Origin of the sequence: Bradyrhizobium sp. F1.13.3 (assembly GCF_040548265.1) — a bacterium.
Taxonomy (GTDB): Bacteria; Pseudomonadota; Alphaproteobacteria; order Rhizobiales; family Xanthobacteraceae; genus Bradyrhizobium.
In genome coordinates this window covers 613137-634980 of sequence record NZ_JBEPRI010000002.1, presented here as the reverse complement: position 1 = coordinate 634980, position 21844 = coordinate 613137, and the positions used below count along the sequence as shown (strand labels likewise).

21 protein-coding genes are annotated in these 21844 nt (G+C 64.8%); 2 read left to right on the top strand and 19 right to left on the bottom strand.

Annotated elements, in window-relative coordinates:
* Positions 1 to 4 precede the first annotated feature (4 nt).
* Positions 5 to 1615 carry a transcription termination factor NusA gene (gene nusA, locus ABIB66_RS07755; protein WP_007598336.1) on the bottom strand — a complete coding sequence of 537 codons (1611 nt, stop codon included), beginning with the start codon at positions 1613 to 1615 and terminating at the stop codon, positions 5 to 7.
* A gap of 2 nt (positions 1616 to 1617) precedes the next feature.
* Entirely contained in the window at positions 1618 to 2397 is a 780-nt protein-coding gene (gene rimP, locus ABIB66_RS07750; RefSeq protein WP_275168770.1) for a ribosome maturation factor RimP, read from the bottom strand.
* 362 nt (positions 2398 to 2759) lie between these two features.
* Between rimP and ABIB66_RS07745 the strand changes: the two genes are divergently transcribed.
* Positions 2760 to 3842 (top strand): DUF2336 domain-containing protein, encoded by a 1083-nt coding sequence (locus ABIB66_RS07745; protein ID WP_354205737.1) that lies wholly within the window; start codon positions 2760 to 2762, stop codon positions 3840 to 3842.
* Here ABIB66_RS07745 and trmB read toward each other — a convergent pair.
* The 16 genes from trmB to murJ all read right to left on the bottom strand — a co-directional run bounded on the left by trmB (position 3839) and on the right by murJ (position 18880).
* Positions 3839 to 4549, bottom strand: a complete 711-nt coding sequence (trmB, locus tag ABIB66_RS07740) for a tRNA (guanosine(46)-N7)-methyltransferase TrmB (RefSeq protein WP_354205739.1) — start codon at positions 4547 to 4549, stop codon at positions 3839 to 3841. The two genes, ABIB66_RS07745 and trmB, sit on opposite strands and share 4 nt — an antisense overlap.
* Entirely contained in the window at positions 4546 to 5703 is a 1158-nt protein-coding gene (locus ABIB66_RS07735; RefSeq protein WP_275168764.1) for a M20 family metallopeptidase, read from the bottom strand. The genes trmB and ABIB66_RS07735 overlap by 4 nt, the downstream gene beginning before the upstream one ends.
* An 85-nt stretch (positions 5704 to 5788) precedes the next feature.
* Positions 5789 to 6202, bottom strand: coding sequence for a helix-turn-helix domain-containing protein (locus tag ABIB66_RS07730; RefSeq protein ID WP_007598327.1), 414 nt, complete (start codon positions 6200 to 6202; stop codon positions 5789 to 5791).
* 210 nt (positions 6203 to 6412) lie between these two features.
* Complete coding sequence (gene lnt / locus ABIB66_RS07725; protein WP_354205741.1) at positions 6413 to 8026, bottom strand: apolipoprotein N-acyltransferase; 1614 nt, start codon at positions 8024 to 8026, stop codon at positions 6413 to 6415.
* Positions 8023 to 9141 (bottom strand): hemolysin family protein, encoded by a 1119-nt coding sequence (locus ABIB66_RS07720; RefSeq protein WP_354254656.1) that lies wholly within the window; start codon positions 9139 to 9141, stop codon positions 8023 to 8025. The genes lnt and ABIB66_RS07720 overlap by 4 nt, the downstream gene beginning before the upstream one ends.
* 1 nt (position 9142) lies before the next feature.
* A complete protein-coding gene (gene ybeY / locus ABIB66_RS07715) occupies positions 9143 to 9652 on the bottom strand; it encodes an rRNA maturation RNase YbeY (protein WP_354205744.1) in 510 nt (169 codons plus the stop codon).
* 61 nt (positions 9653 to 9713) lie between these two features.
* Positions 9714 to 10772: a PhoH family protein gene (locus tag ABIB66_RS07710; RefSeq protein WP_219678884.1), complete on the bottom strand. Its 1059-nt coding sequence runs from the start codon at positions 10770 to 10772 to the stop codon at positions 9714 to 9716.
* Between the two features lie 4 nt (positions 10773 to 10776).
* Positions 10777 to 12165, bottom strand: coding sequence for a tRNA (N6-isopentenyl adenosine(37)-C2)-methylthiotransferase MiaB (gene miaB, locus ABIB66_RS07705; protein WP_354205746.1), 1389 nt, complete (start codon positions 12163 to 12165; stop codon positions 10777 to 10779).
* A gap of 191 nt (positions 12166 to 12356) precedes the next feature.
* Positions 12357 to 13037 carry an HAD family hydrolase gene (locus ABIB66_RS07700; protein ID WP_354205748.1) on the bottom strand — a complete coding sequence of 227 codons (681 nt, stop codon included), beginning with the start codon at positions 13035 to 13037 and terminating at the stop codon, positions 12357 to 12359.
* Positions 13038 to 13493: a Fur family transcriptional regulator gene (locus tag ABIB66_RS07695; protein ID WP_275168750.1), complete on the bottom strand. Its 456-nt coding sequence runs from the start codon at positions 13491 to 13493 to the stop codon at positions 13038 to 13040.
* A gap of 38 nt (positions 13494 to 13531) precedes the next feature.
* Positions 13532 to 14017 carry a ribosomal protein S18-alanine N-acetyltransferase gene (rimI, locus tag ABIB66_RS07690; RefSeq protein WP_354205750.1) on the bottom strand — a complete coding sequence of 162 codons (486 nt, stop codon included), beginning with the start codon at positions 14015 to 14017 and terminating at the stop codon, positions 13532 to 13534.
* Positions 14014 to 14709 (bottom strand): tRNA (adenosine(37)-N6)-threonylcarbamoyltransferase complex dimerization subunit type 1 TsaB, encoded by a 696-nt coding sequence (tsaB, locus tag ABIB66_RS07685; protein ID WP_354205752.1) that lies wholly within the window; start codon positions 14707 to 14709, stop codon positions 14014 to 14016. Before tsaB ends, rimI begins: the two co-directional genes overlap by 4 nt.
* A gap of 135 nt (positions 14710 to 14844) precedes the next feature.
* Positions 14845 to 15414: a NifU family protein gene (locus ABIB66_RS07680; RefSeq protein ID WP_247404955.1), complete on the bottom strand. Its 570-nt coding sequence runs from the start codon at positions 15412 to 15414 to the stop codon at positions 14845 to 14847.
* 173 nt (positions 15415 to 15587) lie between these two features.
* Positions 15588 to 16082 (bottom strand): universal stress protein, encoded by a 495-nt coding sequence (locus ABIB66_RS07675; protein ID WP_275168742.1) that lies wholly within the window; start codon positions 16080 to 16082, stop codon positions 15588 to 15590.
* Between the two features lie 107 nt (positions 16083 to 16189).
* The gene (trpS, locus tag ABIB66_RS07670) at positions 16190 to 17242 is read right to left on the bottom strand and encodes a tryptophan--tRNA ligase (RefSeq protein WP_354205755.1); all 1053 of its coding nucleotides are present in this window, start codon (positions 17240 to 17242) and stop codon (positions 16190 to 16192) included.
* A gap of 87 nt (positions 17243 to 17329) precedes the next feature.
* Positions 17330 to 18880: a murein biosynthesis integral membrane protein MurJ gene (murJ, locus tag ABIB66_RS07665; RefSeq protein ID WP_354205757.1), complete on the bottom strand. Its 1551-nt coding sequence runs from the start codon at positions 18878 to 18880 to the stop codon at positions 17330 to 17332.
* Between the two features lie 125 nt (positions 18881 to 19005).
* Here murJ and ABIB66_RS07660 point away from each other — a divergent pair, with 125 nt between their 5' ends.
* The gene (locus tag ABIB66_RS07660; protein ID WP_354254654.1) at positions 19006 to 20007 is read left to right on the top strand and encodes an adenosine kinase; all 1002 of its coding nucleotides are present in this window, start codon (positions 19006 to 19008) and stop codon (positions 20005 to 20007) included.
* Positions 20008 to 20123: 116 nt separating this feature from the next.
* Here ABIB66_RS07660 and ABIB66_RS07655 read toward each other — a convergent pair whose 3' ends face one another.
* Positions 20124 to 21818: an AMP-binding protein gene (locus ABIB66_RS07655; RefSeq protein ID WP_354205761.1), complete on the bottom strand. Its 1695-nt coding sequence runs from the start codon at positions 21816 to 21818 to the stop codon at positions 20124 to 20126.
* Positions 21819 to 21844: the final 26 nt, after the last annotated feature.

Sequence of the window (21844 nt, the reverse complement as noted above, 5' to 3'; positions counted from 1 at the left end):
CGCCCTAAGCCGGCTGATCTTCAGTCGCCTCGGCCTCTTCGGCGGGCTTGGCGAGATCGGCCTCGGTGATCCAGCCGGCCTTGACGCGGGCCTGCATGATCATCGCTTCAGCATCGTCACGGGAGATATCGAGGCCATCGAGCGCGCCCGGATATTTAGTCTGCTCGCCGCCTTCCTTGCGCTCGGTCCAGCCGACCAGATCGTCCGTGGCGCAGCCGGCGAGGTCGTCGACCGTCTTGATGTCGTTCTCGCCGAACTTCACCAGCATCTTCGAGGTGACGCCGGGCACGTCCTTTACGGCGTCCTCGACGCCGAGCTCCTTGCGCCTGGCCTCGAGCTCGGCTTCGAGCTGTTCGAGATATTCACGGGCGCGGTTCTGGAGTTCCTGCGCGGTCTCCTCGTCGAAACCTTCGATGCCGGCGAGTTCCTTGACATCCACCATCGCGAGTTCCTCGACGGAGGTGAAGCCTTCGGACGCCAGCAATTGGCCGACCACTTCGTCGACGTTGAGCGATTCCATGAAGACGCGGGTGGAGTTCTCGAAATCGGCCTGGCGGCGCTCCGATTCCTCCTGCTCGGTCAGGATGTCGATGTCCCAGCCGGTGAGCTGCGAGGCCAGACGCACATTCTGGCCACGGCGGCCGATCGCCAGCGAGAGCTGGTTGTTGGTGTCGGGCACGACGACCTCGATGCGCTCGCGGTCTTCGTCGATGACGACCTTGGAGACCTCGGCCGGCGCCAGCGCGTTGACCACGAAGGTCGCGATGTCGGGCGACCACGGGATGATGTCGATCTTCTCGCCCTGCAATTCGTTCACCACCGCCTGCACGCGCGAACCGCGCATACCGACGCAGGCGCCGACCGGATCGACCGAGGAATCGCGGGAAATCACGCCGATTTTTGCGCGCGAGCCGGGATCGCGGGCGACCGCCTTGATCTCGACGATGCCGTCATAGATCTCGGGCACTTCCTGCGCGAACAGCTTGGCCATGAACTGCGGATGGGTGCGGGAGAGGAATATCTGCGGGCCGCGGGTCTCGCGGCGGACGTCGAAGATGTAGGCCCGGACGCGGTCGCCGTTGCGGAACACTTCGCGCGGCAGCATCTCGTCGCGGCGGATGATGGCCTCGCCGCGGCCAAGATCGACGATCACGCTGCCGTATTCGACGCGCTTGACGACGCCGTTGACGATGTCGCCGATGCGGTCCTTGAATTCCATATATTGCCGGTCGCGCTCGGCTTCGCGCACCTTTTGCACGATCACCTGCTTGGCCGACTGCGCGGCGATGCGGCCATATTCCAGCGGCGGCAGGGTGTCGGCGATGGTGTCGCCGACCTGGGCACCGGGATTGGCGCGCTGCGCATCCACCAGCGAGATCTGGTTGGAATGGTTTTCGACCGTTTCGACCACCAGCATGTGGCGCGACAACCGCAGCTCGCCCTTCTTCGGGTCGATCTCGGCATGAACGTCGGTCTCGCTGCCGTAACGGGCCCGCGCCGCCTTGGCGATGGCATCCTCCATCGCCGCGATGACGATGCCGCGGTCGATCGATTTCTCGCGCGCAACGGCGTCGGCGATCTGAAGCAATTCAAGTCGATTGGCGCTGACTGCCATGGCTAGTCTCCTTCGTCAGGATCGATCTCGCCTCGTCGCGCGCGTTCGGCGGCCAGGCGATGTTTCTTGGTATTGGTCGGAGCCGGCTTCTTCGTAGGGGCCGGCGCCGGCTTCTTAGTCGGCTTGGTGTTCTTGGTCGTCTTTTCGCTGATGCTGGCGTGCGGTGCCGCCGGCGGCTCAAGGCCGAGATTGCGGCGCATCTCGCGTGCCTGGGCCTTGCCGCGGCGCATGGATTCCGCGATCAGCTCGTCGGTCAGCACCAGCCGAGCCTCGGCGATGTCTTCCATCGTCAGGAGAACGTCGGCAGCCTCGGTCCCCTTGACGTCGTCGCGATGCAGATGCAACCGGTCGCCTTCGACGGGGCCGATCGTGCCGCGGAACCGCTTCCGCCCCTCGTGGGCGACCGCCATCTCGATCTTCACCAGATGGCCGGCATAACGTTCGAAATCGGAGCGGCGCACCAGCGGGCGGTCGATCCCCGGCGAGGAGATTTCCAGCCGGTAGGCGCGATCGACGGGATCGGCGACGTCGAGCACGGGCGACAGCGCCCGCGAGATCGCCTCGCAATCCTCGATCTGCATGGAGCCGTCCGGCCGCTCGGCCATGACCTGCACGGTGCAGCCGGATTCCCCGGAAATGCGGATCCGCACCAGGCGGTAGCCCATGCCTTCGAGCACCGGCCCGGCGACCGCGGACACCCGTGCCGCCACGCCCGGCTCGACCACGAGCCTCGGCTCGGCCAGCAATTCGGCATCCGTGGAACCAGGGTTCGGTTCGGTCATGTCAGAGGTCAAGGCGCTCGATATGGTTAAGGCTTGGTTTAAGATCTCAAAGCTCGCTTCGGAACTCTCCCGACAGATCGCCGGGCCGCATATCTTCCACCAAGCCGCCTTCAGGTAATAAAAAAGAGCGGGTCCTTTCGGGCCCACTCTCACTACGCGGATCGTATGAGAAGATGAATCGGCGCTGATATAGCCCTTTCCGTCTTCCCGGACAAGGCCCATGCAGGGCAGGCTAGGCTTTTTGCGCCCGGCCCGCGGCCCCGCGCAACGCTTCCTTCACCTCCGAGGCCTAAATTCCCTGATTGTGGGGCGGCTTGGACCGAGGGCGCACCCGCGGCGTGCCCCGTACGAGTTTGCGTTTCATGACCGTTGCCACGTCGCTCATTCCCGGACTGGACGATATCGTCAAACGCGGCGACCCGCGGCGTCGCGGCGAGATCGCGCACGCCATCTCCCAATTGTTCTTTCAGGACGCCGAGAACCTTCGTCCCGATGTCATCGATCTCTTCGACAACCTGCTGATCGATCTCGTCCCGCATGCCGAGCTCGCCTCGCGCGTCGATCTCGCCGAACGCTTCTCGCGCCTGAACAACGCGCCGCGGCACCTCGTGAGCCAGCTCGCGCGCGAAAACGAAATCGCGGTGGCGGGCCCCGTGCTGCGCCATTCGCCCGTGCTCGACGACGCTGCTCTCGTCGAGATCGCGCGACTGAAGGGCCAGGGCCATCTGCTGGCGATGAGCGAACGCCCCACGCTGTCGGCCGTCATCACCGACGTGCTGGTCGAGCGCGGCGATCGCGACGTGGTGCGCCGCGCCGCGGGCAATTCCGGCGCGGCGTTCTCGCCCGGCAGCTATTCCGAGCTGATCAAGCGTGCCGCGCAGGATGGCGTGCTGACTCTCAGGATCGGCCAGCGTAGCGATCTTTCGGGTGAGAACCTGAAACAACTTCTCGACGGCACGCTCGACGTCATCCGCCGTCGCCTCTCGAGCGTGGTCAATCCCGTGCGCCAGGTCGAGATCAAGCGCGCCATGGCGGCCATCGAGGAAGCCACGCTGCCGCCGGGCCCGCGTCGCGATTTCTCGGGGGCGCAGCGCACGGTGCTGGCCTTGCATCGCGAGGGTCATCTTGGCGAGAGCGCGCTGCTTGGATTCGCGAAGGCCCACAAATACGAGGAGGCGATCGCCTCGCTTTCGGCAATGTCCGGCGTCCGCCTCACGATCCTCGACCGCCTGATCACGGGTGACCGCTACGATCCAATTCTGGTTCTCGCGCGCGTGCTGAATGTCAGCTGGCCGACGGTGCGGGCGCTGATCCTGATGTGGTACGGCCCGAATCGCACGCCAGCCGACGCCGATCTTGAGCAGGCGCGCGCGAACTTCACGCGGCTGATGCCGACGACCGCCGAGCGCGTCGTGAATTTCTGGCGCAACCGGCAGACGATCTAGACCCGCCTGAATCGCAGATACGCGGCCTTGCGGCCTTCGCGCGCGGCTTTCCTTCCGTAACGCGTCATGGTGTAGCCAGCCCAGGGTTGCCGGAAATCATCAGCGCGCTCCGCAAGCCAGACGAAATCCGTCGAGCGCGACAGATGCGATAACGTCCAGGCGCAGTAATCGTCGATGTCGCAGACGAAACGAAATTCGCCGCCTGCTTTCAGCACGCGCGCCATCGCGGCGATGGTCCGGTCCTGGACGAAGCGCCGCTTCCAGTGTCGCCGCTTCGGCCAGGGATCGGGATGGATCAGGTCGATCCGCGACAGCGAAGCCTTCGGCAGCCAGGCCAGGAGCTCGGCGGCATCGCCTGCGAACAGGCGGATGTTGCCGATGTCGGCGGCCTCGATCTGCGCGAGGATCTTCGCCATGCCGTTGACGTAAGGCTCGCAGCCGATGAAGCCGGTGGTGGCGAAGTTTTGCGCTTCCGCAGCAAGATGCTCGCCGCCGCCGAAGCCGATCTCGAGCCGCAAATCGTCGGCTGCGGGCACGAAGATCTCGCGGGCATCCGCCGGTGCTTCGCGATCGATGGCGAGCGCAAGACGCGGCAGCAAATGATCGATCAGCTCGGCCTGGTGCTGCCTGAGCTTGTGGCCCTTGCGGCGTCCGAAGAAGGCGCGCTCGCTGTCCTCGCGATCGGGATCTGATTTGCGCTCACTCATCGTAGCGTCTGGTACAGGCGATGAAGCAGCCGCGCGCGCGGTTCGAGCGACGAGACATAGAGCTGCTCATAATGAGTGTGCGCGCCCTTACCGTCGACGCCGAGCCCGTCGAGCGTCGCGGTGTGGGCGGCGGTGAAATTACCGTCCGAGCCGCCGCCGGTGTGAACGTCGACCAGCTCGAAGCCGATCTCCGTGGCAACCGTCTTCGCATGTTCGTACAGCGAGGCGCCGGCATTGCTCTTCTCGTAAGGCGGACGATTGAGCCCGCCCGTGACCTTGACGGTGACGCCATCCGTCTTCGATGTCAGGGCGAGGATCTTGCCGACGAATTCATCCGCGTCCTTCAGGCTCAGCACGCGCAGATCGATTTCGGCATAGGCTTCTTCCGGCGTCACGTTGGGCCGCGTGCCGCCGCGCACCACGCCGACATTGACGGTGACGCCGCGCGCCAGATCGTTCATCGCTTCCAGCGCCAGGATGACGTTGGCGAGCTCGCGGATCGCGCTGCGGCCATCCTGGGGCCGCGTGCCGGCATGCGCGGGCACGCCCTTGATGAACACTTCGAATCGTCCGACGCCCTTGCGGCCGGTGACGATCTTGCCGCCGTCGCGGGCCGGCTCCGTCACCAGCACGTACTTCGCTTTGCGCCCTTCGGTCTCGATGAGTGCGCGAGAGGTGGGGCTGCCGATCTCCTCGTCGGAGGTGAACAGATGGGTGATGCCGAGCGGCGAGCGATCGGCCGTGGCACAAAGCGCGCGAAAGGCGTGATGGGCGATGTAGGCGCCGCCCTTCATGTCGTAGATGCCGGGACCGAATGCGCTGTCGCCTTCGACCTTGAACGGCAGGCGCTCGATGAATCCCATGGGGTGAACGGTATCGAGGTGGCTCAGCACCAGGATGCCGGGCCGGTCCTGACCCCAGGTCGAGCGCGCCACGAGATGATCGCCGCAGCCATCGACGCCGGCGATGCGCTCGAGCGTAACAGGGAGGTCGCGGTATTGCTCCGCGACCATCGAGACCAGCTTGTTGACCTGTTCAGGCGCGTCCGTTGGCGTCTCGACCTCCACCCAGCGGCGGATGCCATCGAGAATAGTTTGAGAATCGAACCAATTGGAGCTGACCATGAGCGCATCTGTGCCTTTGAATCGCATCATCGAGGAAGACGCGCATCAAAGCGCGGCCACAAATGACGACATAGGCCAGATTTGACGCAGCCTCAAATCGGATTGAGATACCGCCTCAGCGCTTATCGGGGCCTTCGCGGGCCGCGATCTGCTCGACGAGATCGACGATCGAGCGGCGCATCTTGGAATCGGTGATTCGGGTGAACGCCTTGGTCAGGGCGAGTCCTTCGGAAGTCGCGAGGAAATCCGAGACGTAAGACGGCGATGCGCCTTCTGCGAAGCCGTCCGGCCCCGCCACGCCGCTCGGACCGCCCTCGAACAGGAACGACACCGGCACCTGGAGAATTTCGGCAATTTGCTGGATGCGGCTCGCGCCGACCCGGTTTGTGCCCTTTTCGTATTTCTGAACTTGTTGGAAGGTCAGGCCCAAAGCTTCACCCAGCTTTTCCTGGCTCATGCCCAACATGATGCGGCGCATCCGCACGCGACTGCCGACATATTTGTCAACAGGGTTGGGCGCTTTCGACATTTCCTCAGCCCTCCAAACATCACCTTCGGCGCAATCAGGAATGCCTCAGGTGTAAGCAACGTCAAAATCAGACCCTGTTATTGGGAAACATTGCGGAGAAATTTAGCAATACCCACTGTCTTTTGCAGCCGGTGCAGAATGAGGAGGCCGCGTGCAGTCTGTCAACCGTGGGACTACGGTTGTCAAAAGTTATCGGCCGCGGCTGCGCGATCAGAGGTGCCGTTTGGCAACACGTCGGCGGACCGCCACAAACACGGCGAGCGCGACGAGCATGGCCGCGGGTACGTCGCCCACGCGCGCATAGATGGTCGGCGGGATCGCGGCGGGCAGATCTGCATCCAAAATGCCTTCGATCCCGAGACCGAGACTGGCGACGATGCGTCCCACCGGATCGATTACCGCGGAAACGCCGGTATTGGCGGAGCGAACCAGCGGCAATCCGAGCTCGATCGCGCGCATCCGCGCCTGTTCGAGGTGCTGATAGGGGCCCGTCGAGATTCCGAACCAGCCGTCATTGGTGAGATTCACGATCCAGCCCGGACGTTCATTGCGTCCAGCCACCTCGCCGGGAAAAATTGCTTCGTAGCAGATCAGCGGCAGCGCGGACGGCGCACCGGGGACCGGCAGCGCATGCCGCACGGTGCCGGGAATGAAGCCGCCGCGCACACGCGTGAGTTGCTCGAAACCGAGCTTCTCCATCAAGCCCTGATACGGAAGAAATTCGCCGAACGGCACCAAATGCAGCTTGTCGTACATAGAGAGCACGCTGCCGTCGTGGTCGATCACATAAATCGAATTATAGGCGCGGGTGATTGGCGTGCCCCGCGGCAGGTCGGGCGCGCGGACCGAGCCCGTGATCAGCACGGTGCCCTTGGGCAGAAGCTCCGCAATTTGCGCCATCGCATCGGCTTCGCGAGTCAGGAAGAACGGAAAGGCGGATTCCGGCCAGATCAGGATGGTGGCATCGCGCACGCCGGTCGATTGCGGCCCGGAGGCGCGGTCCGACAAGGCCAGATATTTCTTCATCACCTCCGCCTTGGCGGCGTAGTTGAACTTCGCGTCCTGCTGGAGATCCGGCTGCATCAGGCGCAACTTGGTGCCCGCGACCATCGTGGTCGGATGCAGCGACAGGCGGATCGCGCCGAAGATGCTCATGACAAGCAGGAGCGCCACGGCTGCGGCCGGCGCGCGCCACGCCAGGCGGCGATCGGGCGTGCGGTCGATCAGCGCCGCCGGGCTCGCGAAGATCGCAACCGTCAGGAAAGTCATACCCCACAGGCCGATCAGCGACGCCGTTTGTGCCAGCGGCAGCGGCTCGGAGAGCGCATAGCCGAACGCGTTCCAGGGAAAGCCGGTCAGCGCATGACCGCGCAGCCATTCGGTGATGGTGAGGCTTGCCGCGAGCGCAAGCACGCGCGTCGCATTCTTGGTCCAGAGCAGGCGGGCGAGCGCAAAGCCCATTGCCGTGAATATGGAAAGATAGGCCGGCAGGCCCAGCACAGCGAACGGTGTCAGCCAGGCGAATACATCGGCATCGACGAAGAAGGCGTAGCCGATCCAGTAGAGGCCGGGCACGAAATAGCCGAGCCCGAACCAGTAGCCGGTCAGCGCCGCGGCGGGGACGCCGCGATATCGTCCGGCGCCGGCGCCGTCGATCAGCCAGACCAGCACGGGGAAGGTGATGAACAGCACCGGGAAGGCGTTGAACGGCGCCAGCGCCAGCACCGAGAGCGCACCGGCAGCCATCGCGACGAGCGCGCGCTTCCATCCCCAGGTCAGGATGATGGCAAGCGCGATCTGGCGAAATCGCTGGAAAGGGCTCACTGCGGACTGGTCCCGTCGCTTGGCGGCGGGGTGGGCGTGTCGCTGGCTGTCGGCGGGCTGCCATCCGGCGCAGCCTCGCGGCGCCGGCTCTCGCGCTGGGTGCGCGGCGCGGGACGCTCCTTTCGCGTCGAGATCCGCAGTCGCTTGACCCGGCGCGGATCGGCATCGAGCACCTCGATCTCGTAATGGCCGGGGCCCGAGATCACCTCGCCACGCACCGGCAGGCGCCCGACGAAGCTGACGAGATAACCGCCCAGCGTCTCCACTTCCTCGCCGGCCTCCCCGGTGACGAAATCCTCGCCGATCACGGTGCGGACGTCGTCGAGGCTGGCGCGGGCGTCGGCGATGAAGGCGTTGTCGGGCAGCCGCACGATCGAGGGCGGCTCGTCGCTGTCATGCTCGTCGTCGATCTCGCCGACGATCTGCTCGACGATGTCCTCGAGCGAGACCAGGCCGTCGCTGCCGCCATATTCGTCGACCACCAGTGCCAGATGGATGCGGGTGGCCTGCATCTGCGCGAGCAGGTCGATCGCCCGCATCGACGGCGGCACGTAGAGCAACTTGCGGATGATGCGCGCTTCTTCGAGCGGCAGCGCGAGATCGACCGTACGCAGATCGAGCCCGGCCGGCAGCGGCTTCTTGCGCTTGGTTTTCGTGACCCCCGACACGCGCGCACGCGCGGTCATGAAGGCGAGCAGATCGCGGATATGGACGATGCCGACGGGATCGTCGAGCGTCTCGTTGTAGACCACAAGGCGCGAATGGCCGGCGCTCTCGAAGCGGTCCATCAACTCGCCGAGCGGGATGTCGCGCTTCACCGCGATGATGTCGGCGCGATGCACCATGACATCGGCGATGCGACGCTCGTGCAGGCCGAGGATGTTGCGCAGCATGGTGCGCTCGACCGTCGAGAAGCCGGTGTCGTCCGGCGTCGTGGCGTCGAGCACGACCTGGAGGTCGTCGCGCACCGAACCCGCCTTCCAGCCGAACAGGCTGCGAATGGCACGCAGCAGCCAGCCTTCCGCGGTCGGGCGCATCACCTCGCCGGGCGTTACCACGACCGGCAAATTGGCCGTAGTGCGCGGATTGTCTTGAATCGGGTCGGAATCCGGCATCTCAATGCGTCCCTGGGCGGTCGGCATAGGGGTCGGGAATGCCGAGATGAGCCAGGATCTCTCGTTCGAGCGCTTCCATTTCCTCGGCGTCGTCTTCATTTTCGTGGTCGTAGCCGACCAGATGTAGGAAACCGTGCACGGCGAGATGGCTCAAATGATGATCGAACGGCTTTTGTTCCTCGTCCGCCTCACGCCGCATGGTCTCGTAGGCGATCGCGATGTCGCCGAGCATGCGCGGGGCATCGCCCGGTTTCCAGTCGCCTTCCGGCTGCAGCGCGGGAAACGACAGCACGTTGGTCGGCTTGTCGATGCCGCGCCAGTTGCTGTTCAGCGTGCGGATGCCGGCATCATCGGTCAGCATCACCGCCACTTCCGCCTCCGCAACGTCTTCGTCGACATTCTCGGCGGCGGCCGCCACGGCGCGCTGGATCACGGCTTCGGATTCGGGCTCCCGCTGCCAGCAATCGGCGACGACGAGGACCTCGGTGATGGGAAGGTTGGAGTGTGACATTGTCCTTGTTCGGAACGAAGGGGCGGCTAGTCCACGCCCATATGGTCCGGTTGCTGTCTCGTCAGGATTTACCGGCGGCCGGCCGCTGCGGTGCCCCTTCGTAGGCGGAGACGATCCGCGCCACGAGTTCGTGGCGGATCACGTCTTCGGCCTTGAAATGAACTTGCGCAATGCCTTCGACGCCGCTCAGCAGGCGCGTCGCCTCGGCGAGGCCCGAGGTCTGGCCATTCGGCAAGTCGATCTGCGAGGGATCGCCGGTGACGATCATGCGGCTGTTCTCGCCGAGACGGGTCAAAAACATCTTCATCTGCATCGACGTGGTGTTCTGCGCCTCGTCCAGGATGATGGCCGCGTTGGTCAGCGTGCGACCGCGCATAAAGGCAAGCGGCGCGATCTCGATCTCGCCGGTCTGCAGCGCGCGCTCGACAATGCGCGCGTCCATCAGGTCATAGAGCGCGTCGTAGATCGGGCGAAGATAAGGATCGACCTTTTCGCGGAGATCGCCGGGCAGAAAGCCGAGCCGCTCGCCGGCTTCCACCGCCGGGCGGGACAGGATGATCTTGTCGACTTCCTTGCGCTCGAACAGTTGCGCGGCATGGGCGACCGCGAGCCAGGTCTTGCCGGTGCCGGCGGGGCCGATGCCGAACACCAACTCGTGGCGCTTCAGCGCGCGGATGTAGGAATCCTGCGCCGCCGTGCGCGCGCGCACCGGGCGCTTGCGCAAATTGATACTGTCGAAGGTGGATTTGGCCGACTTGGCGTCGAACTCGAATAGCGAGCCCTGCGCGATCACGGCACGGATCGCGCCCTCGACCTCGCCCTGGTCGAGATCCTGCCCCTTCACGGCCTGGGCATAGAGTGTCTCCAGCACGCGGCGCGCGGCATCGCAGCCGTCGCGCGAGCCGCCGATGGTGATGTGGTTGCCCTTGGAATCGACGACGACGCCGAGCCGCCGTTCGATCTGTGCCAGATGCTGGCCGTAAGGGCCGACCAGCGCGGATGCGGCGCGGTTGTCGTCGAAGTCGATGACGACCTGGGTCTCGGGTGGAACCTGCATGTCGCGGTCAAATTTGCGGCTAGGAGCGATGGAAGAAGACGAATCCGATGCGCTTTTGGGCAAGGGTTCAGGCTCCAGTGGCGATGGGCGATAAAGCGGGCTCGTGCGCCATGGCGAGCTCACCGAGGAAGCTGTAGCGTTCGAGGCTGTCGATCCGGACCGGCAGGATTTGTCCGATGATGTCGGGCGAGGCCATCACATGCGCGGGCTGGAGGAAGGCGGTGCGGCCGACGATCTGGCCGTCCTTGCGGGCCGGACGCTCGAACAGCACATCGACCGTTGAGCCAATCGCAGCCTTGTTGAAGGCCGATTGCTGGCTGTCGATCAGTTCCTGGAGCCGCTCCAATCGCTGGTCCATCTCGGAGGGGGACACCGTCTCCTGCATGTCCGCGGCCGGCGTTCCCGGCCGGGCGGAGTATTTGAACGAATACGCCGCAGCGTAGCCGATTTGCGTGACAAGCGCGAGGGTGGCGAGAAAATCTTGCTCGCTCTCGTCCGGGAAGCCGACGATAAAATCTGATGAGAAAGCAATGTCTTGGCGTGCGGACCGGAAACGGTCGACGACACGCCGATAATCATCGGCGGTATGTTTCCGGTTCATGGCGGCCAGAATCCGGTCCGAGCCCGACTGCACCGGCAGGTGCACGAACGGCATCAAGGCATCGAGATCGCGATGGGCTGCAATCAAACTGTCGTCGACATCGCGCGGATGGCTGGTCGAATAGCGCAGCCGCGCGACGCCCGGAAGCGCCGCGAGGTGCTCCAGCAGCCTGCCGAGCGGCCAGCTTTTTCCGTCCGGCCCCTCGCCGTGATAGGCGTTGACGTTCTGTCCGATCAACGTGAGCTCGCGCACGCCGTTCTCAGTGAGCCGCTTCACATCGTCGACGATCTTTGCCACCGGCCGCGAGACTTCCGAGCCACGCGTGTAAGGCACGACGCAGAAGGTGCAGAACTTGTCGCAGCCTTCCTGCACTGTGACGAAAGCGGAAATGCCGCGGGCGCGGATCGCGCCGGGCTTGGGCTGGGCGAGGAAGCCGAACTTGTCCTGGGCAGGGAATTCGGTCTCGATGGCGCGGCCCTCATGGCCGGCGCGCTTCAACAGCTGCGGCAAATGATGATAGCTCTGCGGTCCCACCACGACGTCGACCGCGGGTGCACGGCGCACGATCTCCTCGCCCTCGGCCTGTGCCACGCAGCCTGCGACCGCGATCTGCATGGTGCGCCCGTCGCGCGCGGCGGCGTCCTTGGCGACGCGCAGGCGGCCGAGCTCCGAATAGACCTTTTCCGAGGCCTTCTCGCGGATATGGCAGGTGTTGAGGATGACGAGGTCGGCGTCATCAGCGCTGGCCGTCTCCACGAATCCTTCCGGGGCCAGCGTGTCCACCATGCGCTGGGCATCGTAGACGTTCATCTGGCAGCCATATGATTTGATGTGCAGCTTGCGCGGCGGCGTCATGGAATCCGGAATTGAGGTGGGAGGACTGCCCTCAGATATAGGCTGGAGCCGCGAAAATCCAGCGATTGGGGGTCTTTTCGGTCGTCATTCCGGGGCGCGACGCAGTCGCGAACCCGGAATCCAGAGGTTTTGGCACGAGATTCCGGGTTCGATGCTGGCGCATCGCCCGGAATGACGCCGAGAGGCGGGATTCAGCCCGCCAGGGTATCCGCCGCGACCCGCCGGACCAGTTCCGGCAATTGCCGCATATCGTCGAACGTCAATCCGGCCCCGGCGGCCCGTAGTCTTTCAGCGTGGCCCGGCGGGCAATGGCTGCCACCGTGAAAGCCCAGCACGGTCATCCCGGCGGCATGCGCGCCGGTCACCCCGGGGACGCTGTCCTCGATCACGAGGCACCGCTCCGGCGCGACATTCATCTGCGCGGCGGCGAAGAGAAAGAGATCGGGCGCGGGCTTGCCGCGCGCGACCTGGCTCGCGGAAAAGATGTTGGGAGCAAGCAAATCGTAGAGACCGGCGCAGGTCAGGCCGTGGTGGATCTTCTCCGGCGTGCCGCTCGACGCAACGCATTTGGGCAAATCGATTGCGCCAATCGCTGCGGCCACATGGGTGATCGGCTGCAAATCGCTGGCATAGAATTGCAGCGTCGCCGCATTCACTTGGCTCTCGAGATCATCGGGAAGATTGCGGCCAATCTCCTGCTCGACCATTCGCCGTGCATCTTTCTCGGATACGCCGAGAAAGCGGACCAGCACCTGTTCCGATGTGATCGGATAGCCGTGCCTGGACAGCACATCCGCATGCGCGCGACAGGAGATCACCTCGCTGTCCACGAGCACGCCGTCGCAATCGAAGATGACGAGATCGACGGGCACTTAATTCGTGGGTTTGTCGTCGTCGAGCGGGACGCAATAGAGTTCGAGCCGATGATCGACCAGCTTGTAACCGAGCTTGCGGGCGATCTCTGCCTGGAGCTTCTCGATCTCCTCGGAGGTGAACTCGATCACCTTGCCGTCGCGCAGGTTGATGAGGTGGTCGTGATGGCTGTCGCGCATCTGCTCATAGCGCGCGCGCCCTTCGCGGAAATCATGGCGCTCGATGATGCCTGCATCCTCGAACAGTTTGACGGTACGATACACGGTCGAGATCGAGATCTTGTCGTCGACGGCGACACAGCGGCGGTACAGTTCCTCGACATCGGGATGATCGACCGCCTCCGCGAGCACGCGGGCGATGACACGGCGCTGCTCGGTCATGCGCATGCCGGTGGCGGCACAGCGCGCCTCGATGCCGGACGCCTTGGAAGCGGGGGAAGGTTTAAGACCAGTCATGTGATGTCCGCCTGACGGGGCGCTTTCTGCCATCAATGTTACGACAAGTCACGTCGCATCAGAAGTGCGTTCAATTGTTCCCCGTTCGGCTGCTTATAGTAGCGTTCGCGGCGTCCGACCACCATGAATCCGGCTCGATCGTAGAGCCGCCGCGCCGGCTGGTTATTTTCCTCGACCTCGAGAAATATTGTGCGCACGCCGCGCCCTGCCAGGTGGCCGAGATGGGTCATCAGCAGCGTGCGAGAGAGGCCGCGGCCGCGATGGGCCTGGTCGACCGCAATCGAGAGGATCTCCGCTTCGTCCGCGCCGATCCGCGACACCGCGAAGCCCACGGTGTTGCGGCCGACGCGCAACCGGTGCACCAGCGTGTTGCGCTCGCTGAGCATGCTCTCGAACTCGCCTTCGCCCCAACCGCGTGCGAAGGAGGCGCCGTGGAGCTGCGCGAGCCGTGCGACGTCACGTGCGAGAGCCGGCTCGACGACGGCCGTGCCGCCGCGCCACCATTCCGAGAACCATCTCATCATGAGCTTGCGGCTTGTGCTGCAAGCGGCAGTTGTGCGGACGGCTTTGCGTCGGGCGCCCGCAGATAGAACGGCCGCGCCGGATTTGTCGCGGGATCGGCCGCGGCGCCAAGCCATGCGACCCAGCCGATGTCGGGCGCGGGCTGCGCGTCGACCGCGATCGGCTGCGGCATATCTTTCGGCCAGCGCTCGGCGAGGATCTTCGCGGCATTGCCGACCAGATGCGGCGCGCCGAATTGCGAAGCCGCGATCGCCTCGTCGATGGGAGCGACGCCCGGCCGTACCAGCTGGCTGCCGTCACCGGCCACGATCTGGAAATAGACGTGGTCGTGCCGCGCGTCGATCGCCGAGATCACCGGCGCCGCCCCGCTTTGGCCGACGACGGCGGCGGCATAGGCCGACAAGGTGGTCAGGCCGACGGCGGGCCGCTTCGCGGCAAGCGCAAGGCCGCGGGCCGCCGAAATGCCGACGCGCAGGCCGGTGAAACTTCCGGGGCCCATGGTGACCGCGATGCGATCAAGCGCGGTGAAGGCGAGATTGGCTGATAGCATCACGCGCGCGATCATCGGCATCAGCGCTTCGGCGTGGCCGCGCTTCATCAGAAGCTGCTCCTGCGCGAGGAGCTGGCCGGAATCGGTGTCGAGAACGGCAACCGCGCACGCTTCCAGCGCGGTATCGATGGCGAGGATCAGCATGGAACGATCATAGCATCATCCCGGTGGTCATGGCCGGGCTTGACCCGGCCATCCACGACTTTGCGCCCCAAGAACGTGGATGCCCGGGACAAGCCCGGGCATGACGGAGTCCAATTGATGGGTCGCGCGTGCAATTTACATCGGCCGCACTTCGACCACGTCGGGGACGAAGTGCTTGAGCAGGTTCTGGATGCCGTGCTGGAGCGTTGCGGTCGATGACGGGCAGCCGGCACAGGAGCCCTTCATGTTGAGATAGACGATGCCGTCCTTGAAGCCGCGGAAAGTGATGTCGCCGCCGTCATTGGCGACCGCCGGCCGCACGCGGGTCTCGATCAGATCCTTGATCATGTCGACCGTCTCGGCATCGGCCTCGTCGAAGAATTCGTCCTCGTCATCGAGATCGACATCGCTCGCGGCCGCACCGTCGGCGAGCAGCGGCGCGCCGGACATGTAGTGCTCCATGATGGCGCCGAGGATCGCGGGCTTGAGCTGTTGCCATTCACCGTCCGCCTTGGTCACGGTGATGAAGTCCGATCCGTAGAACACGCCGGTGACGCCGGGGACTTCGAACAGCTTTTCGGCGAGCGGCGAGCGCGCGGCCGATTCGCGGTTGGCAAATTCCATCGGTCCGCCGTCGACCACGACGCGGCCGGGAATGAACTTCAGCGTGGCGGGATTGGGAGTGGCTTCGGTTTGAATGAACATGGTTTTCTCCAGACGTCGCCGGTTCAAGGCCGGCGCGTGCTCTATCCACTAGCAGATGGCGACGGCGAACGCACGGTCAAGGGGTAAGCTGGCCGTTCACCTGTTATATCAGCGGGTTAGGGTGCCCGCTTCTCCCTCTGCCGGCCAACGAGGCGAGACGAACGAGCAACCGTCTAGGACAGCGAATCCACGCTTTGGTCGCTTAGTGCGCCGGAAATGACCGTCACCGGCACCGGGAACGTGCCCAGCGCGTGCGCGAGCAGGTTGACCAACGGCCCCGGGCCCTCCGCGCCGGGGTTCGCGGCGAGCACCAGCATGGCGATGTCGGGGTCCTCGTCGATCACCGCCAGCAGCTGTTCCATGGCGCCGCCTTCGCGGATCACCCGTTCCGGCGTGATCGCGGCGATGCCGTTGGCGCGGCCGGCGGCACGGTCGAGCGCGGCTTCTGCCGCCTCTTGCGCTTCAGCGCGCATGATGTCGGCGACCCCCAGCCATTCCTGGCTCTGCTGTTCGGGCTCGATGATGCGGAGCATCACCACGCCGCCGCCGGCGCGGATCGCCCAGCGGCTGGCATAGTAGACCGCGCGATCCCATTCGGCGGTGTCGTCGACGATGACGAGGCATTTGGGCTTGTGACCCGGCTCGAAGCAAAGTCGCTTGCTGGTCATGCATGTCCCGGAATGTGCACGGCTGACATGCTGCCACACTCCGTCGTGCTTGGGGAGAGCAGAAGCGGCCGGCGCGGTGGCGTCGGCCGCGTTTGCGCGAACGCGCCTTAGCGCGGGCGAATGAAGCCGACGATGTCCTTCGAGAGCTTCATGGTCTCGTCGGCGATCGCGCGGGCCCGGTCGGCGCCGTCGTTCAGGATCGCGTCGATATGGCCGGGGTCGGCGACGAGGCGCTTCATCTCGCCGGCGATCGGCGCGAGTTTGGTGACGCACAGCTCCACCAGCGCATTCTTGAAGCTGGAGAACTGGCCGCCGCCGAAATCCCTGAGCACGTCGGCCTTGGAGCGGCCCGAGAGGGCTGCGTAGATGCCGACGAGATTGTCGGCCTCGGGGCGCGCTTCCAGACCCTTCTCCTCGGTCGGCAGCGGCTCGGGGTCCGTCTTGGCCTTGCGCACCTTCTGCGCGATGGTGTCGGCGTCGTCGGTCAAATTGATGCGCGAATTATCGGACGCGTCCGACTTCGACATCTTCTTGGTGCCGTCGCGCAAGCTCATCACGCGCGTCGCCGGGCCCGTGATCAGGGGCTCCGGCAGCGGGAAGAACAGACCGTCATTGGCGCCGAGGTTGCGGATCGAGTCGCCGAAGTCGTTGTTGAACTTCTGCGCGATGTCGCGCGAGAGCTCGAGATGCTGCTTCTGGTCCTCGCCGACCGGCACGTGGGTGGCGCGGTAGAGCAGAATGTCGGCCGCCATCAGCACGGGATAGTCGAACAGCCCGACGGATGCGTTCTCGCGGTCCTTGCCGGCCTTCTCCTTGAACTGGGTCATGCGACCCAGCCAGCCCATGCGCGCGACGCAGTTGAAGATCCAGGCGAGCTCGGCATGGCCCGAGACCTGGCTCTGGTTGAACACGATGTGCTTCTTGGGATCGATGCCGCTGGCGATGAACGCCGCGGTCACCTCGCGGGTGTTGCGCGCGAGCTCGACCGGTCCGCCCCAGACGTCCACGCCCTGCGTGATCGCGTGCATGTCGACGACGCAATAGATGCAGTTGTGGGTTTCCTGCATCTTCACGAAGTTGACGATCGCGCCTAGATAATTGCCGAGGTGCAGATTGCCCGTCGGCTGGACGCCCGAAAAAACCCGTTCAACGAATGGCATGGTTAGCTGTCCTAGCAAGCTTTCCTGGAGACAATCGGGCGTCGTTTCCAACAGCGGCGCTGCCTCGTCAAGGGTATTTCGCTAACCTCAGGCGCCGGGATCGGGCCGGGCGGGGCGCTTCAAGGCACCGGCCGCCTCGCGCCAGGACGCGACGCCGAGGATTTGCAGGAGCAAGCCATAGACGACGATTCCGGCGCCGATCTGTGAGCCCAGCGCAATGAAGCGGATGAGCCCATGGGCCTCCGAAGGCAAGAGGCCCGCGGTCAGCCAGAGCAGGGCGCCCATGGCGAGCGCGGCGAGCACGATTCGCGGCAGCCGTTTGCGGGCGGCGGCATCGACCGAGAAGCCGAATTCACTGCTGCCTTTCCGGAGCAGCGAGATCGCACTGCTCCAGGCGCCGGCGGCAATGCTGGCGGCGATCCCGCTTGCGCCGAGGAAGTGACTGAGCAGGATCGCGAGCGCGACCGCGACTACGAACCCCTTCGCTGTCGCCAGCAGCGGCGTCATGGTGTCGCTACGGGCAAAATAGGCCGGGGACAGCGCCTTGATCAGCACGTGAGCCGGCAGTCCCAGCGCCAGCCACATCAGGGCGTGCGCCGTGGCCGCGCTGTCCTCCGCGCCAAAGGCACCGTGTTCGAACAGCAGCCGCACGATCGGCTCGGCGAGTACGATCAGGCCGAACGTCGCCGGCAGCGCCAGCCCGGTCGCGAGTTCCAGTGCGCGCGATTCCGCATGCGCAACCGCATTACGATCGCCGCTCCTCACCGCGCGCGTCAGCTCCGGCACCAGCACCGTACCCATGGCGACCCCGACAATGCCAAGCGGCAGCTCGATCAGACGGTTGGCGAAATAGAGCCAGGAGACCGCGGCGGGCGTGGCGGAGGCGATGATCGCGCCGGCCACCATCAGCCATTGCGGGCCGGAGCTTGCGATCATGCCCGGGATCGCCTTGGCGAAGAAGCCGCGCATGTCCTTGTCGAAGCTCACGCGCAGCGGTGTCGCCAGACGCGCGCTTCGCTGCGACAGCAGCATCAGGAGCTGCAACAGGCCGGCGATGCCGACTGTAGCCGCCAGCATCCACGCAGCGACGGTTGCATCGGCGTGCCACAGCAGGAGTGCTGCGATGGCGGCGATCAGGGCGATGTTGAACAGCAGCGGCGAGAACGCGGTGAGTGCAAAGCGACCCTGCGCGTTGAGCAGGCCCATCAGCACCGTGACGGGTCCCGCGAAGGCGAGATAAGGCAGCATCAGCCGCGCATTCTGGACGGCGAGCTCGAGCGATGCGCTGCCGACGAAGCCCGGCGCGATGATCATGATGATCAGCGGCATCAAAAGTGCAATCACGATCGAGATTGCGATCAGGCCCGCGCTGACCGTACCGAGCACGCGTCCCGCGAACGCCGCCGCAGCCGCCTCGCCATTGCTGTCACGAACGCGCAGCCAGGCCGGGATCAACGCCGCATTCAGCGCCCCCTCGCTGAGCAGGCGCCGCACCACATTGACGAGCTGAAATGCCGCCAGAAACGCGTCCGCCACGGCGCCGGTGCCGAGCAGCGCCGCGATCAGGGAATCGCGTGCAAAGCCCAGCAGCCGTGAAGCCAGTGTCCCCGTCGAGACGGTCAGGAAGGAGCGGATCATCGGAACTGCATAATACCGTTGCTTGCCCGCGAAGGGCCGGTCGTGATAGGCCGCGAGCCAGATTTCAGACCGACAGGAAGCGGATTTCCGCGGGTATCGCAATCCGCCAAACAGGATCAAGGTGAATGGCTGACGTGAAATATGACGTTCTCGGCATCGGCAACGCGCTGTTCGACGTGCTGGTCAAGACCGATGAAGCCTTCTTGGGCAAGCACGGCATGACCAAGGGCAGCATGTCCCTGATCGACGAGGCGCGGGCCGCCGCCATCTACAAGGACATGGGCCCGGCGACGGAAGTTTCCGGCGGTTCGGCTGCAAACACCATCGTCGGCATCGGCAGCCTCGGGGCGCGCGCCGCCTATGTCGGCAAGGTCAAGGACGACCAGATCGGGAAGCTCTACGTCCACGACATCCGCGCGGCCGGCGTGGCCTTCAACACGCCCGCGGCGAAGGACGGCCCTGCGACCGGCTGCTCCTACATCCTGGTGACGGATGACGGCGAGCGCACCATGAACACCTATCTCGGTGCCGCGCAGGATTTGTCGCCCACCGACATCGACCCGGCCGAGATCGCCGCGGCCGGCATCGTCTACCTCGAGGGCTATCTCTGGGACCCCAAGAACGCCAAGGACGCCTTCGTCAAGGCGGCCAAGATCGCCCATGATGCCAAGCGCAAGGTGGCGCTGACATTGTCGGATTCCTTCTGCGTCGATCGTTACCGCGACGAGTTCCTGGGACTGATGCGCAACGGCACCGTCGATATCGTGTTCGCCAACGAGTCCGAGCTGCATTCGCTCTACCAGACCTCGGATTTCGACACCGCGCTCAAGCAGCTGCGCAATGACGTCAATCTCGGCGTGGTCACCCGCAGCGAGAAGGGTTGCGTGGTGGTGACGCCAACTGACGCAGTCGCAGCGCCGGCGTCTCCGATCGCGAAACTCGTGGACACCACCGGCGCCGGCGACCTCTTTGCTGCCGGCTTCCTGTACGGTCTGGCGCGCAACCTGCCTTACAAGCAATGTGGCGAACTCGGCGCGCTCGCAGCCGCCGAAGTGATCCAGCACGTCGGCGCGCGTCCGCAGGTGTCGCTGAAGGAGCTCGCCGGGCAGCGCGGCCTGACCGTGTAACGCGGACTCTCTCCCCCATCATTGCGAGGAGCGCAGCGACGAAGCAATCCAGACTGCCTCTGCGGAAAGATTCTGGATTGCTTCGCTGCGCTCGCAATGACGATTGGGTTGGCAACCTACGCAGTCTTTGCGGCTTTCAGCCCAAGCCGTTGCTCCACGTCATCGCGCATCAGGAATTTCTGGATCTTTCCGGTCACGGTCATCGGAAACTCGTCGACGAATTCCACGTAACGCGGGATCTTGTTGTGGGCGATCTGGCCATCGCAGAAGGCGCGCACCTCTTCCAGCGTCAGCGTTTCGCCGGACCTGACCCGGATCCAGGCGCAGAGCTCCTCGCCGTAGCGGGTATCCGCAACGCCAAAGATCTGCACGTCCTGAATCTTGGGATGGCGGTAGAGAAATTCCTCGATCTCGCGTGGATAGAGGTTCTCGCCGCCGCGGATCACCATGTCCTTGATGCGGCCGACGATGTTGCAATAACCCTGGTCGTCGATGATGGCGATGTCGCCGGTATGCATCCAGCCGTTGGCGTCGAGCACGTCCGCGGTCTTCTCGGTCTCCTCCCAGTAGCCCAGCATCACGCTGTAGCCGCGGGTGCAGAGCTCGCCCCGTTCGCCGCGCTTGACGATCTTGCCGTCGAGATCGACGACCTTGACCTCGACATGCGGATGGATTCGCCCGACCGTCGAGACGCGGCGATCGAGCGGATCGTCGACGGCGCTCTGGAAGCTGACCGGGCTCGTCTCGGTCATGCCATAGGCGATCGTGACCTCGCCCATGTTCATCTCGCTATTGACGCGCTTCATCACCTCGATCGGGCAGGGTGCACCGGCCATGATGCCGGTGCGCAGCGATGTCAGATCGAAGCTTGAGAATTCGCCGTGATCGAGTTCGGCAATGAACATCGTCGGCACACCGTACAGCGCGGTGCATTTTTCCTGCTCGATCGTCCGCAGTGTCGCGAGCGGATCAAACCCCTCGCCGGGATAGACCATGGTTGCGCCGAGCGTGACGGAGGCGAGATTGCCCATCACCATGCCGAAGCAATGATAGAGTGGCACCGGAATGCAGATGCGGTCCGCTTCGGTCAGGCGCATGGCGCGGCCGACGAAATAGCCGTTGTTGAGAATGTTGTGGTGGGTCAGCGTCACGCCCTTGGGCGATCCCGTCGTTCCGCTGGTGAACTGGATGTTGACGGCATCGTCGAATTGCAGGGCGGCACTGAGCGCGGCGAGCTGCTCGCGGTGCAGGGTTCCACCCATGCCGGCGACCTCGTCGAACGGGATCGTGCCCGGGCAGGCGGGGCCGCCGATCTGGATCACGATGCGCAGGGCCGGCAACCGCGCCGCCTGCAATTGCCCAGGCTTTGCGCTCGCAAGCTCCGGCAACAGCGTGTTGAGCATGTCCATGTAGTTGCTGGTCTTGAACGCCGTCGCGGTGACGATGGCACTACATCCGACCTTGTGCAGCGCGAATTCCAGCTCGCTTAGCCGGTAGGCCGGATTGATCGTCACCAGGATGAGACCCGCCTTGGCGGCGGCGAACTGGGTCAACGCCCATTCCGGCCGGTTCAGCGACCAGATGCCGATCCGTTCGCCGCGTTCGAGGCCGAGTGCGACAAATCCGGCGGCGAGCGCGTCGACCCGCTCGGCGAACTCCTTCCATGTCCATCTCACGCCGTGGCTGGGCGAGACCAGCGCCTCGCGATCGCCCCAGCGTCGCGCGGCCCGATCGAGGCTGCGCCCGATCGTGTCGCCGAGCAGCGGCGTGTCGGAGATGCCGCAAACGTAACTGTCGGCTTTGTCTGCCAAGATCATGTCCTCCAGCCAGAGGCGTG